This is a genomic window from Mesorhizobium sp. B2-1-3A (genome assembly GCF_006442655.1).
GTDB lineage: Bacteria > Pseudomonadota > Alphaproteobacteria > Rhizobiales > Rhizobiaceae > Mesorhizobium.
The window spans coordinates 306,116-319,429 of the sequence record NZ_VFWK01000005.1 but is presented as its reverse complement, the minus strand read 5'-3'; the positions used below and the strand labels follow the sequence as shown (position 1 = coordinate 319,429).

At 65.1% G+C, this 13,314-nt stretch carries 12 protein-coding genes; 2 read left to right on the top strand and 10 right to left on the bottom strand.

Annotated elements, in window-relative coordinates; genetic code table 11:
* The first annotated feature begins 3 nt into the window (after nt 1-3).
* Together FJ977_RS21810 and FJ977_RS21805 are read left to right on the top strand one after the other, a co-directional pair.
* Nucleotides 4-921: an intradiol ring-cleavage dioxygenase gene (locus FJ977_RS21810; protein ID WP_246683247.1), complete on the top strand. Its 918-nt coding sequence runs from the start codon at nt 4-6 to the stop codon at nt 919-921.
* A gap of 91 nt (nt 922-1,012) precedes the next feature.
* Nucleotides 1,013-2,710: an extracellular solute-binding protein gene (locus tag FJ977_RS21805; RefSeq protein ID WP_181180004.1), complete on the top strand. Its 1,698-nt coding sequence runs from the start codon at nt 1,013-1,015 to the stop codon at nt 2,708-2,710.
* A 4-nt stretch (nt 2,711-2,714) separates the two neighbouring features.
* Here FJ977_RS21805 and FJ977_RS21800 read toward each other — a convergent pair whose 3' ends face one another.
* From FJ977_RS21800 to FJ977_RS21755, 10 genes are all read right to left on the bottom strand, one after another.
* On the bottom strand, nt 2,715-3,521 hold the full coding sequence (locus FJ977_RS21800; RefSeq protein ID WP_140774256.1) for an SDR family oxidoreductase: 807 nt from the start codon (nt 3,519-3,521) through the stop codon (nt 2,715-2,717).
* Nucleotides 3,522-3,532: 11 nt separating this feature from the next.
* Nucleotides 3,533-4,390, bottom strand: coding sequence for a sugar phosphate isomerase/epimerase family protein (locus tag FJ977_RS21795; protein ID WP_140774255.1), 858 nt, complete (start codon nt 4,388-4,390; stop codon nt 3,533-3,535).
* Nucleotides 4,391-4,401: 11 nt separating this feature from the next.
* Entirely contained in the window at nt 4,402-5,199 is a 798-nt protein-coding gene (locus FJ977_RS21790; protein WP_056570808.1) for an SDR family oxidoreductase, read from the bottom strand.
* A 67-nt stretch (nt 5,200-5,266) separates the two neighbouring features.
* Nucleotides 5,267-6,244, bottom strand: coding sequence for a sugar ABC transporter substrate-binding protein (locus tag FJ977_RS21785; RefSeq protein WP_246683245.1), 978 nt, complete (start codon nt 6,242-6,244; stop codon nt 5,267-5,269).
* 203 nt (nt 6,245-6,447) lie between these two features.
* Nucleotides 6,448-7,404 (bottom strand): ABC transporter permease, encoded by a 957-nt coding sequence (locus FJ977_RS21780; protein WP_140774254.1) that lies wholly within the window; start codon nt 7,402-7,404, stop codon nt 6,448-6,450.
* Between the two features lie 29 nt (nt 7,405-7,433).
* Nucleotides 7,434-8,399, bottom strand: a complete 966-nt coding sequence (locus FJ977_RS21775) for an ABC transporter permease (RefSeq protein ID WP_244735432.1) — start codon at nt 8,397-8,399, stop codon at nt 7,434-7,436.
* Between the two features lie 35 nt (nt 8,400-8,434).
* Nucleotides 8,435-9,946: a sugar ABC transporter ATP-binding protein gene (locus tag FJ977_RS21770; RefSeq protein ID WP_210243847.1), complete on the bottom strand. Its 1,512-nt coding sequence runs from the start codon at nt 9,944-9,946 to the stop codon at nt 8,435-8,437.
* 180 nt (nt 9,947-10,126) lie between these two features.
* The gene (locus FJ977_RS21765) at nt 10,127-11,266 is read right to left on the bottom strand and encodes an alpha-hydroxy acid oxidase (RefSeq protein ID WP_140774252.1); all 1,140 of its coding nucleotides are present in this window, start codon (nt 11,264-11,266) and stop codon (nt 10,127-10,129) included.
* 1 nt (nt 11,267) lies between these two features.
* Nucleotides 11,268-12,113: a Rossmann-like and DUF2520 domain-containing protein gene (locus FJ977_RS21760; RefSeq protein ID WP_181180003.1), complete on the bottom strand. Its 846-nt coding sequence runs from the start codon at nt 12,111-12,113 to the stop codon at nt 11,268-11,270.
* Between the two features lie 93 nt (nt 12,114-12,206).
* Nucleotides 12,207-13,304, bottom strand: a complete 1,098-nt coding sequence (locus FJ977_RS21755; protein WP_140774250.1) for an isocitrate/isopropylmalate dehydrogenase family protein — start codon at nt 13,302-13,304, stop codon at nt 12,207-12,209.
* Nucleotides 13,305-13,314: the final 10 nt, after the last annotated feature.

The window sequence follows — 13,314 nt, the reverse complement described above, 5'->3', positions numbered from 1 at the left end:
ACCTTGGGCAAAGCAGAGGCCAGCCATGCGCGGCCGCCGAAATATCCGTATTTCGAGGAGGAGACCTCGGTCGATGTCGTCAACGCGCGCATGGGGCCGGACGTCGATCCGCGCCTGCGCGAGGTGATGAGCGTGCTGGTCAAGCACCTGCACGCCGCCGTCAAGGAGATCGAGCCGACCCATGAGGAATGGCTCAAGGGCATCACCTTCCTGACCGAAGTCGGCCAGATGTGTTCAGAGTGGCGGCAGGAATTCATCCTGCTTTCCGACACGCTCGGCGTCTCGATGCTGGTCGACGCCATCAATCACCGGCGCCCGAATGGCGCCACCGAGAACACGATTCTCGGACCGTTCTACGTGCCGGAGGCGCCGCGCTACAAGCATGGCGCCAACATCTGCCTGGACGGCAAGGGCGAGCCGCTGGTGGTGCGCGGGCGCGTGGTGGATACCGAAGGCAAACCGGTCGCCGGCGCGCTGATCGACGTCTGGCAGACAAATGACGATGGCTTCTACGACGTCCAGCAGAAGGGGTTGCAGCCGGACTGGAACCTGCGCGGCGTGTTCACCAGCGGCGAAAACGGCGACTATTGGTACCGGGCCGTCAAGCCGCGCTACTATCCGATCCCGGACGACGGACCCGTGGGCAAGATGCTTGCCGCGCTGGGACGCCATCCCAATCGGGCCGCCCATATCCATTTCATCATCAGCGCGCCGGGCTATGACCCGGTCATCACCCATATCTTCACGCCCGATTGCCAGTATCTCGCCGAGGACGCGGTCTTCGGCGTGAAGGATTCGCTGATCGCGGATTTCAAGGCGATCACCGATCCGACAAGCGCGGCGGAGCTTGGATTCACGTCGCCCTATTGGGCGGTGAACTGGGATTTCGTGCTGGCGCGCAAATCGGCGGGCACGGCCTGAGACCCGACAATCCTCCGACACCGCTATAGTTTTGTCCATTTTGGACTAAATCATGGCGCCGCCCTGTTTGGCGCGACCCAGAGGAGGTCTCATGAACGACCACGAATTCCTGCGCGTCTACGATTTCGTCGACCGGCTGAGGACGCCGTTCCTCGGTGTCGCCGATGTCGAGGACGAGGCGTCGTGGCGCATGGTCCATTACATCATGCGATCGGAGCTCGAAGGCTATCCGGTGACGATGAGCAAGCTCGCGCTCGTCTCCGGCCTCAGCCATGGGACGGCGATCCGACGCATCCAGGACATGATCGGCAAGGGGCTTGTCGAGCGCCGGCCGTCGCCGGACAAGCCGAGGAGCTTCACGCTGCATCCCACGGAGGAGCTGACGACGCTCGCGGTCAACTATGCGGCGGAAACCAAGGCTCTGATCGCGGAGATCCTGGGCGGGCGCGGCACGGAGGAACACGAAACCAACTACTATTTCGGCGCGCCGCGGCGCGGCAACCCGGTCATTCCGCCGATCAACCTGCTGAAGAGCCGGGTCACCGAGGGCGTCGAGCTGCAGTTCCTGCTCAACGACGACAATTATTTCGCGGCGATGCGCAACATGTGGTCGGATTTCCGCAACAACCTCGCCAGTGCCAGGAGCTTCAAGCTCGTCCACCAGAACGACCTCTACCGCGAAGGCCTGGCCAACGGCCAGCGCGCGGTGTCGGCCTATGACATCATCGCCATCGACATGCCCTGGCTGGGCGAGTTCGCGGGCAGGGGCCTGATCATGCCGATCGGCGACATGATCCGCGAATCCGGCATCAACCCAATGGATTTCCACCCGTCGATCTGGTCGACGACGACCTGGCAGAGGGTGGAGTACGGGGTGCCGATCTATTGCACCATCGAGGTGCTCGCCTGCCGCAGCGACCTTTTCGACGGTGCCGGGCTCGCGCTGCCCAGGACCTTCGAGGAGGTGATCTCGGCCGGCCGGGTCTTCCACAATCCGTCCGCGGAGCGCTACGGCATTGCCTGGAACGCGGCGCGCATGCCGCTCGCGTCAAGCTTCATGTTCTTCCTCGGCTGCTGCGGCCAGACGGTGCTGTCGATCCGGCGCACGCCGACCGGCTACTCGACGGAAAATCTCGACCGTCAGCACATGCGGCCGCAGATCGACAGCGAGGCCGCACTCACCGTGCTTGACTACATGCACCGGCTACTCGAGATCGCCCAGCCGGGCGCGCTCGATGCGCATTGGGACGATTCCTGCGCGGTGTTCCTGAAGGGCCAGAGCGCCATGGGCTATGTCTGGACCATGCGCGCGGCGCAGTTCGAGGCGGAGGTGCGCTCGGCCGTGAAGCGCCGGGTCTCCTATGTGCCGCAGCCCAGCGGGCCGGGCGGCACCAACACGTCGCCGATCGGCGGCTTCCTGCTCTGCATCCCGTCCAACATCGATCCGAAGAGACTGCCGCTGGCAACGGAGGCGCTTGCCTGGATGGCCTCACGCGAAGCGATGAAGGAGCATGTGAAGAACGGCTTTCCGGTCGCGCCTCGCTTTTCGGTGAGCGCCGATCCCGAAGCCACCGGCCGCTCGCAACTGGTGCGCTTCGTCGGCAACCTAGGCAACCGCAACCTGCTCAGGAACTGGCAGCGGCCGCCGGTTCCCTTCTACACCGACATGGAGCGCATCATCGGCGAGGAAATCCATCACGCATTGTCGGGCGGAAAATCCGACCGGGCGGCTCTGAAGGACGCGCAGAACCGCCTCGACCGGATCATCGACAGCACGATCGGCGTCTGACCCGTCAAGCTATGGCGCGGACCGAGCCGCCATCCACGCCCCAGACCGAGGACGTGACGAAGGACGCAAGATCGGAGGCGAGGAAGACGATCACATTGGCGACTTCCTCGGGCTTGCCGAGCCGGCCGAGCGGAAGCTGGCGCAACGACATTTCGTGCTCGACAGCCTTCTGCGGTTCCATGTTGTGGAACTTGCCCATGGTCTCGGCAAACCCGCCCGGCTGCGTCCAGAAAGGCGTCCAGACCGGCCCCGGGGCAACGGCGTTGATGCGGATGTTGTTTGCCCCTTCGCTGCGGGCCAGCCCCTTGGTCAGCGCGAGCACCGCCGCCTTCGAGGCTGAATAGTCGATCGGCACGCCTTCCGGCTGCCGGGCAAGATCGGAAGCGTTGTTGACGATCGAACCCTTGCCCTGCTTGCGCATCACCGGCAGCACGATGCGCGTGGTGCGCACATAGCTCATGAAATTGAGCGAGAAGGTCTTGTCCCATTCGGCATCGGTCAGCTGGTCGAAGGTGCGGACCGCGCCCGAACCGACATTGTTGACCAGGACGTCGAGCCCGCCACCCAGATGGGCGATCGCCGCGCCGACCTTGTCCTCGATATCGCCGGCGGAGGAAAGGTCGGCCTTGAAGGCCGTCGCCTGTCCGCCGGCCGCCGTCACGGCCTCCACCGTTTCGCCGAGGCCAGCGGCATCGATGTCGAGCAGCGCCAGGTGGCTCCCCTCGCGCCCGAAGGCGATCGCGGTTTCCCGGCCGATGCCCTTGGCGGCGCCGGTGATCAGCACCGTCTTGCCCTTGAGATTGGTATCCATCCTATCCTCCCTTATGTCCCGGCGAACTGCGCCATGGTGGTTTCGAAAGAACGCCGTGCCGCTTCCTCGAGCGGCAGGACGCGGTGTTTCCTGGAGATCACTTCGACCGAGTAGAAACCGTCGAAGCCGGTACGCTGGATCGCGTCGATGAAGGCCGGCGGATCGAGCACGCCTTCGCCGCAAAGCCGCCGCTGATAGATCGTGTCTTCCCAGAGCGTGCCGACGACATCCGCATCGGCGTCGTCGAGTTCGACGGAGACGACATACTGCCGGGGAACCTTGGCCACCGCCTCATAGGGGATGCCGCCGCGGCCGATATGCCAGATGTCCAGCAGCAGGCCGCCATTGCGCTGTGCCGCGCCCTCGACAATGGCACATGCGGTTTCCAGCGTGCCGACATTGGAGAAGGGCATCACCTCCAGGGCGATGCTGGTTCCGTAGCGTGCCGCATCCTGGCAGATCTCGGCGAAGCTGTCGGTCACATGCGCCAGGTCGATGGTCTTGGCGTCGAATTCCGGTGCGATCTTGACGTCGCGCGCGCCAAGCGCCTCGGCCGCCTCGAACAGCTCCTTGCGCACCTTGTCGGAGGCAAGCTTCAGCTCGCCGCCGGAGAACCAGTGGGTGATGAATTCCAGCTCCACATGCGGCATGCCGTTGGCATCGAGAATGCGGCGCATTTCCTCGAGGCCGATCTGCTCGCGCGTGGCCTGGAGGTCGGCGTGAATGAGACCGACGCCCTTGTAGCCGGCCTTGGCCGCCGCCTCGACGCGTTGGGCGAAAGGGAAGGGGCTGATCTCGTTGGGCGCGAAGGGATAGACATCGCCCGCGATCGTCCAGTAGGCGGCAACGAGTTCCGTGCTCTTGGTCATGGCTCGCCCCCTCAGACCGATGCGCCTTCGGACCCGGTCCGGAAGTCGAAGCTGGTCGTCAGGCCGCCATCGGCGACGATTTCGGCGCCGTTGAGCGCGGTCGAGGCGTCACAGAGCAGGAAAAGCGCCGCGCGGGCGACTTCGCCCGGATCGAGGATCCGGCCCGAAGGCTGGCGATTGGCGCGCGTGGCAAGGAAGCGGTCCGGGTCGCTGGCCGACTTCATATGCCGTTCGAACAGGCCGGCCAGCATGGGGCCGGGGCTCAGCACATTGGCTCGGATGCCCTGGCGGGCGTGGTCCATGGCCACGGTCCGCGTCAGCTGGCGCACGGCCCCCTTGGAGGCGGCGTAGATCGCGAGCTGCTGCTCGGCGAAGGTCGCGTCGATGCTGGCAACTGCGACGATCGGGCCGCCGCCGCGCGCGATCATCAGCGGCAGCAGCGCGCGGAAGGCGAGCGCCGTGCCGATGAAGTTGACGGACATGGTCTTTTCCATCGCCGCCTTGTCGAACTCCAGCACGGTGCCGACGTTCAGCATGGCGGCCGAGGTGACCAGTCCGAGCGTTCCCGGATCGATGGCGGTCACGGAGCGGGCGATATCGCTCCAGGTCTCCTCGAGCGACACATCGCCCCGGACATGGGTGTAGAGCTCGCTGGAGAGCTCGGAGGGCGCCGGCGCGAGATCGACGCCAATGGTGCGCACGCCGCTCGCGACCAGAAGATGGGCGATCTTGGTGCCCAGACCGGAAGCCGTGCCTGAAACCACGACGAGTTCAGGCAGAACATTGGTAAACAGTGGCTCCTCGGCCATGGGGTACTCCTCGGTTCCTAAATCAGATTGGAAGGCGCGGCGGGAGGCCCGCCGCGCCCGGATGGGATCAGCGCCCGATGGCGCCGTCGCAGTCGGAAATATTGGCCTTGGTGACGATCTCGTGCGGCAGGAAGATCTCCTTCTCGACCTTCTTGCCGTCGAGGAGATCGATCACCGCCTTGGCCGCGTATTTGCCGTCATCGATCGGCGACTGCAGCACGGTCGCGTATTGCGTGCCGTCCTTGATCTGGTTGACGCCTTCGATCGAGCAGTTGGACCCAACGAGCACGAGGCTGGCCGGATCGATGCCGGCGCGCTTGGCGGCCACGATCACGCCCGACATCATGTTGTCGGCCTGGGCGTAGACGCCCTTCACGTCGGGACCGACCTGGGTGAAGAGCGCGGCGGCGGCGTCGGTGGCCTTCGTCTGGTCCCAATTGCCGTTCTGCTTGCCGGCGACGACGATGCCCTTGGCCTTCTCGGCCAGCACCTCCTCGAGGCCCTTGGAACGCGCGATCTGCGGCGGTGTTCCCGGCACGCCCTCGACGATGAAGATCTTGCCTTCCGTGCCGAACTTCTTCTCGGCGAAACCCTTGATCATGGCTTCGCCGGCGGACTGGCCGTTGCCGATATCGGAAGGGCCGGTGAAGACGTTCCAATAGTCCGCGTATTTGTCGTCGGGCTTCGAGTTGGTGATGACCAGCGGAATGCCGGCCTGGTTGATCTTGCGCAGCGAGGGCACGATGGCGCTTGCGTCCGCCGGCCACAGCACGATCGCGGCTGGGTTCTGGGCAAGCGCCTGGTCGACCTGCGATGCCTGCTCGGCGGCATCGAAGTTGGTGATCTTCACCTCTAGATCGATGCCGGCGGCGCTGGCGACTTCCTTGAAGGCGCGCTGGTGGAGGGCGCAGTATTCGCATTCCTCGCTCACCGTCAGCAGGATCACTTTCGATCCCTTGGCACCGGCGAATGCCATGCCGGGCATGGCCAGTCCCGTGAACACGCTGGCCATCAGCGCGAGTTTGGTCAATTTCGCAGTATTCATGTCGTCGTTCCTCCCGTTTCAGGTTGCACTTCACCCATCCCCGCCGCCCAACACGGCGCAGGCAGAACTGGGTTTCGTCGGTTACTTCCGCTAGAGCATGATGCCGAAAAGTGTGAAGCGGTTTTCGGACGACATCATGCTCTATCTCTTTGATTTAGAGGCGGATTCAGATTTCAGATCGATTGATCTGAAATCATCCGACTCTAAGCGGAATGCCTGGCCCGCGATGCCGCGAACCGTTCACTCATCCATGCCCCCAACTGTCCGTCGAGCAGCACGATTCCCATCAGCACGAGCCCGTTCGCGAACAGGATTCCCGTCGCGCCCATGCCCATCAAACTCAGTCCGTTGTTCATCACCGTCAGGATCAGCGAGCCGATCAGCACATGCAGCGGCGAGCCGGCTCCGCCCGACAGGGCCACGCCGCCGACGATGGCAGCCGACACGGCCTGCAGCATGAGATTGTTCCCGGTGGTCGCCGCAGCACTGGCCAGGCTCATCGACAGAAGGCTGCCTGCGAGGGCCGCGCAAAGGGCCGAGACGATGAAGACGATATAAAGCGAAAGCCCGACCTTCGCCCCGCTCGCCGCCGCCACCAGCCGCTTGCTGCCGATGACGCGGATGTCGCGGCCCATCAGCGTGTGGCGCATGAACAGCCCGGCCAGGAGGAAGGCAGCCAGCGTGATCACGCTGCGCCAGGAGAGGACCGTCAGGATCGGATTGTCGAGGGCAAAGCCCAGGTCGAAATTGTCGGTGCTGATCACCTTGCCGCCGGCAAGCCAGAAGGCAAACCCCGAAAGCGCCATCATCGACCCGACGGTGACCACCAGCGAGGATACGTTGAAGCGGTTGACGACGAAGGCGTTGGCCGCGCCGATCACCACCGCGAAGGCCAAGGCGACACCCATGCCATGGACGAGATTGCTCCCGCCCGCGACCAGCGTCAGCAGGCCGCCGACCGCGACCATGGAGCCGACGCTGAGGTCGAATTCACCGGCGATCATGGTGAGCGACAGGCCAAGCGCCACCAGGCCGAGCAGCGCGAATGACTGCGTCAGCGCATAGATGTTGCGCCCGCTGATAAAGGCCGGGTTCCACAGCGCGAAGGCGACGACCAGGGCGATCAGGAGCGCGATGCGCAGCAAGGTGGCCGTGGACATGGGCTGTGACTTCCTTGGGGAGGCCATGGTCATCTCCTCCCGCCGAGCGCCAGCGCGCCGAGGATGACCGAGGCGATCACGACCAGGCCCTTCACGATCAGCTGGATTTCCAGCGACAGGCCCTTGAGCAGCAGGATGTTGGTGATGATGGCCAGGAAAACCGCGCCGATGGCCGCGTCGAGGATGCGGCCCTGGCCGCCCTTGATCGCCACCCCGCCGACGAGCACGGCGGCGATGGCGTCGAAATCCAGGCCGGCACCGAGCTTGAGGTTGCCCTGCGCGGCCTGCGAACCGTAGAGCGCACCGGCAAAGGCGGCGGCCGCCGCCGCCAGCACATAGGCGATCACCAGGGTTCGTCCGACGCGCAGGCCGGTGAAATGCGCGGCCTTCGGATTGAGCCCGATCAGGCGCAATTCGCGGCCGAAACGGGTCCGCTCGACGATGAAGCTGAAGACGAGCGCCGCAAGCAGGAACAGCACGATCTGGTTGGGGATGCCGGCCATGCGGCCGATGCCGAGCCAGCTCGCATCGCCTTGCCCGACAATGGTCAGGCCGCCCGAATAGAACGAGCCGGCGCCGGTGATGATTGAAGCCATCGCAATGGTGGTGATGATCGGGTTTGTCTTGAAGACGCCCACGGCAATGCCCTGGGCAAGTCCGAACAAGGCACCGACCAACACCACCACGACGATGCTCGGGAGGAGACCAAGATGAAGAAAGGAGGCAAACACGATCGTCGAAACAGCCGCCGTGGCGCCCATCGAAAGCATGAAGAGGTTGCCCGAGAGGGTGATGAACGCCATGCCGACGGCGGCGATGCCGACCGCCGATGTCGAATACATGATCGCCGAAATGTTGGCGCTCGACGCAAAGCCGGGCACCGCGGCACTGGCCCAGATGGCCAGAAGGATGGTGCCGATCCAGACGGCCGTCGATTGCACACGCTCGGGGCTCAGCAATGCCGCGCCCAACGACTTCATCTCGAGAGCGGCCAAGCCGGAACCTCCGCTTCCTGTCCTCGTTTCCACGCTCATGCCGCCCTCGCCATGCCTGGTCCGCGCAGGACGTCACCCAGGATCGAGTCCATGGCGGTCTCCTCGACCGGCAGATCGTTGACGATCTCGCCGCGGAAAACGGTGATCACACGCTGCGACAGTTCGCGGATTTCCTCGAGGTCGGTCGAGAAGAACAGGACGACGAGCCCCTGGCGCGCAAGCGCCTGGAGCTCGCGGTAGATTTCGGTGCGCGCCCCAACATCGACGCCGCGCGTCGGCTCGTTGAGGACAAGCACTTTCGGCTCCAGCGCGACGGACTTGGCAATGGCGACCTTCTGCTGGTTGCCGCCCGAAAGCGTCGACGCCGCCGCCGGCAGCCGCCGGCCGTCGATCTGGAAACGGCGCGCGAGATCCAATGCCCGCTTGCGGGCCTCGCCCAGGGAAAGCACGCCGGCGCGGTTCAGGCGGTCGAGTATGGCCGATGTGAGGTTGACCTCGATCGGCGCGCCGAGGAACAGGCTCTTGCCGCCGCGATCTTCCGGGACATAGGCAATGCGGCAGGCCATCGCCGACGACAGCGAGGTGACGTCGATGGCGGCGCCATTCAGGAACACGGTGCCTTCGTGGCGGCTTTCCAACCCTGCCAGCGTCTCGATCAGTGCATTGGCGCCCGATCCAAGCTGACCGATGACGCCGACGACTTCGCCAGCGCGGAAATCCAGCGTCACCGGCCGGTATTTTCCGGCCACCGCGAGCGTCTTGAGTTCAAGAACCTTGGCGGCCTGCTGGAGATCGGCCCGGTCACGCACCGAATGGGCGGATTTTATCTCCCGGCCGATCATCTCGGCGACCAATTCCTCGTTGGTCCACTGCGCCGTGGGTTTGGTCAGAACCCGCTGGCCATTGCGGAACACGGTGACGCGGTCGGTGAGCGCGAAGATCTCGGGCAGACGATGGCTGATATAGATGACGGCGGTGCCGTTTTCGCGCAGGCAGCGGACCGTCTTGAAGACGCGCTGGATCTCTGCGTCGGAAAGGCTCGCGGTCGGCTCGTCCAGGATCAGGATGCGGGCGCCCCGCATGACGGCACGGCAGATTTCGAGCAGCTGCTGCTCGGCGATTGCCAGGCGGCCGGCCTCGATATCGAGCGGCACTTCGGCCAGGCCGAGCTGGTCGAGGGTCTGGCGCGCGCGGGCGGCATAGCGCTTGCGGATATAGAGCTGACCGACATCGGGATCGCCGAGAAGAACGTTGTCCAGAACGGACAGATGCGGAATGATCGACAGTTCCTGGTAGACGACCGAGACCTGCCTGACGCTGGTCAGTTGCCCCGGCTTGAGCAGATTGCCATCGACGCGGATTTCTCCTTCGTCCGGGCTCATCAGCCCGGCGATCATCCGCACCAGCGTGCTCTTGCCGGCACCGTTCTCGCCACACAGCGCATGGATCTCACCGGCTTCGAGATCGAAGTCGACGCCTTTCAGAGCCTGGACACCTCCAAAAGATTTCCGCAGGCCTCTGACCGTCAGAACGGCTGGCGTCTCCATGATTTCCTCCCACAACCGTTTGAACGGCATGACGGCTACGCTACAGAATGATGATGGGTGCGATGACGGCAATTTGGTCCAGATTGGACTAACGGATTTGCAGCGTCAGCAATGGGCTGGGCTTGGTCCAAGGCGGCAGCGATCGCGCCCACCGGTCCTGCCTGCCGATGCGCGGCCGTCTCACGCGATAAGGTCGGGACCGATCTGGCTGAACGCCGGCGTGCCCGCGAGCTTCAGGCCGTTGGCGATGTCGTCCAGCAGGATGTCGAGCACCCTGGCCACGCCGGCTTCGCCGGCCGCCGCTCCGAACAGGGCGGCTCGGCCGATCGCTGAGGCGGCAGCGCCGCGCGCCCTGGCCTTGATGACGTCCATTCCGGTTCGGATGCCGGAATCGATCAGGATCGGAACCTCGGCCGCCACCGCCTGGCGGATGGCGGGCAGCGCATCGATGCTTGATATGGCGCTGTCGAGCTGGCGGCCGCCATGGTTGGAGACCCAGATGCCGTCGGCGCCGGCCGCCACCAAGCCAGCGGCATCGGCGGGGTGCAGGACGCCCTTTACCAGCAGCCGGCCCTTCCACCAGTCGCGGATCCGGCGGAAATCGTCCCAGTCGAAACCGGCGTGGAGATTGCGGCCGACACGCGCGGCGATGGTCAACCCGGCGCTGGTGTCGCCAAGATAACCGCGAACGTTCTCGAACTGAGGCAGCCCGCCGCGCAGCAGGCGCAGCGACCAGCCGGGATGAAGCATGCCTTCCCAGAGATGGCGAGGCGAGGGGCGCAGCGGGATCGATATGCCGTTCCTGAGATCCTTTTCGCGTTTTCCCCCGGCCTGCAGGTCGACGGTCACCACCAGCGTCGAATAGCCGAATTCTTCCGCCCGCCGCACAAGCTCGCGGTTGAAGTCGAATTCCCTGAGCACATAGAGCTGGAACCAGAGCGGTCCCTGCACGGCCCTGGCCATGCGCTCGATGCTGGTCGTCGACATGGTGGACAGCGTGTAGGGAATGCCGCGCGCGGTCGCTGCCCTGGCGATGGCGATGTCGGCTTGCGGCCATACCAGCGCGCATGAACCCATCGGGCTGATCACCAGTGGTGTGGCGAAGGTTTGCGACCACAGCGATGTGGTCAGGTCCGGCCGCGATACGTCGGTCAGCACGCGTGGCAGCAGCCGGATACGCTCGAAATCGGCGCGGTTGGCGCGGAGCGTCAATTCCTGTCCTGCCCCGCCATCGACGAATTCGAAGATCGACTTCGGCAGGCGGCGGCGGGCAAGGGTGCGGAAATCGTCGACTGAAACCTTGCGCGCGAGAGCGCCCATCTCAAACTCCGCTTGTTTCGAGCGTCGTGCCGGTCCGCTTGAGGCGGCCGGCAAGGAGGCTGAGCTCGGCATAGGCCTTGCCGGCGTCCGGATGCCATGAGCGCACCGCCGCCTCCTGTTGCGCGACGATCGCGAGATCGCCGCGCGCCGCCGGTCCGGTCAGCGCCGCGGCCGGCCCCAGCCTTCCGACATTCTCGGCCGTGGCGGCAAGCAGGCGCGCATTCAGTTGCCCGGCGATTTCCTGTGGAACGCCGGCGCGCGCCCAGGCTTCCCGCGCCACCGCCTGCAGCACCACGGTGAAGTTGTTCGAGAACACGGCAGCCGCGTGGTAGATCGCCTTGTATTGCGAGCTGAGCGGAAACGGCTGGCCGCCAATGCCGCGTATCAGTGCATCGACAGCCCTGACAGCCTCGGCATCGCCTTCGACGCCGCAAAGTGTCCCTTCGAACTGTCCGACAGCCCTTGCCGGATCGGCGAATGTCAGCACGGGATGGACGCTTGCCAGATGCCAGCCAAGGGCACGCAAGGGCTGCATCTCGGCCGCCGGCAGGAAGCCGCTGCAATGCACGGCGATGGAGGGACTGGCCGGGGCCAGTTCCGCAAGACGGGCCGCCACGTCCGCGATCCGCGTGTCCGACACGGTGAGGAACCAGAGGTCGGCCGGTCGCATGTCGGCAAGCCCGGAAACCGCGGTTCCCGCGCCGATGAATTCAACCGCCCGGGAGGCAGTTTCCGCGCCGCGGCCGGCAATGTCCTGAACCTCGTGCCCGCCGGCCAGGACGATCCGGCGCATGAGGGTCTGGCCGACCTTGCCGGGCCCAATCAGATTGATCTTCAGCTTCGTCATCTCAGCCTCATTCGACATTGGCCGAAGGCTATATGATCGGCTTTGGCAAAACAGGCGGAAACTTGCCCCGGCCAGCGGCTTTGGCGTGATACCTCACGCCGCGGCCGCGAGCCGGTCGCAGACGGAATGGGTTATCTGGCGGGTGGACGCGCTGCCTTTCAGGTCGGCGCTGAGCAGGCCGCCGGCAAGGCAGGCTTCCGTCACGCTTCGGATGCGCTCGGCTGCGTGGTTGAGCTTCGCGTCGCCATGCTTGTGGCCGAGCCAGTCGAGCATGGAGGCGGCCGACAGGATGGTGCCATAGGGATTGGCGATGCCCTTGCCGGCAATGTCGGGCGCCGAGCCGTGTGCTGCCTGGAAGAAGCCGTTGGCGTCGCCGATCTCGGCCGAGGGCGCCATGCCCATGCCGCCGACGGTGGCGGCGGCAAGGTCGGACAGGATGTCGCCGAACATGTTCTCGCTGACGATGACATTGAAGTGGCCTGGCTTCAGCACGAGGTGCATGGCCATGGCGTCGACCAGCGCATATTCGGTCGCGATGTCGGGATAGTCCTTCGCCACCTCGTCGAAGACGGAGCGGAAGAAGGCATAGCTGCGCAGCACGTTGGCCTTGTCGCAGCAAGTCACCCGGCGCACACCGTCGCGCGGTGCGCCGCCCGACTGGCGCGCCAGTTCGAAGGCCTTGCGGACGATACGTTCGATGCCGGTACGGGTCTGCACCAGCGTATCGACCGCGACCTCGCCGCGCAGCAGCGCGCCCGAGCCACGCGCGGCGTAGAGCCCTTCGCTGTTCTCGCGCAGGATGATGTAGTCGATGTCGCCGGCCTTCACGCCGCGCAAGGGGCTCTCCACGCCCTCGAAGAGCCTGATGGGGCGGATGTTGGCGTAGAGGTCGAGCTCGAAGCGCAGCTTGAGCGTGAAATCCAGCCCCGCTTCGGTGCCGTCGGGATGGACGACGCCGGGCAGGCCGCCGGCGCCATGCAGGATGGCATCCGCCGCCCGGCAGGCCTGGAAGGTCGGTTCGGGAAAGCTCTGGCCGGTCTTCAGGAAGTGCTCGGCGCCGGCCGGATATTCGCTGAAGCGCAGCGGGCTGTCGCGCCCGAGTGCGGCCTTCACCACCTCGATCGTGGCGGCGCAGACTTCCGGACCGATGCCGTCGCCATGCACCACGGCGATTTCGTAGATATCCTTCATCGCCAAAACC

Coding starts and splice junctions, on each gene's coding strand:
- FJ977_RS21765 (WP_140774252.1), bottom strand. CDS start 11,266: ATGGGCGCTCTCGCGCGCAAGGTTTCAGTCGACGATTTCCGCACCCTT.
- FJ977_RS21760 (WP_181180003.1), bottom strand. CDS start 12,113: ATGACGAAGCTGAAGATCAATCTGATTGGGCCCGGCAAGGTCGGCCAG.
- FJ977_RS21770 (WP_210243847.1), bottom strand. CDS start 9,946: ATGGAGACGCCAGCCGTTCTGACGGTCAGAGGCCTGCGGAAATCTTTT.
- FJ977_RS21780 (WP_140774254.1), bottom strand. CDS start 7,404: ATGTCCACGGCCACCTTGCTGCGCATCGCGCTCCTGATCGCCCTGGTC.
- FJ977_RS21785 (WP_246683245.1), bottom strand. CDS start 6,244: ATGAATACTGCGAAATTGACCAAACTCGCGCTGATGGCCAGCGTGTTC.
- FJ977_RS21800 (WP_140774256.1), bottom strand. CDS start 3,521: ATGGATACCAATCTCAAGGGCAAGACGGTGCTGATCACCGGCGCCGCC.
- FJ977_RS21795 (WP_140774255.1), bottom strand. CDS start 4,390: ATGACCAAGAGCACGGAACTCGTTGCCGCCTACTGGACGATCGCGGGC.
- FJ977_RS21790 (WP_056570808.1), bottom strand. CDS start 5,199: ATGGCCGAGGAGCCACTGTTTACCAATGTTCTGCCTGAACTCGTCGTG.
- FJ977_RS21755 (WP_140774250.1), bottom strand. CDS start 13,304: ATGAAGGATATCTACGAAATCGCCGTGGTGCATGGCGACGGCATCGGT.
- FJ977_RS21805 (WP_181180004.1), top strand. CDS start 1,013: ATGAACGACCACGAATTCCTGCGCGTCTACGATTTCGTCGACCGGCTG.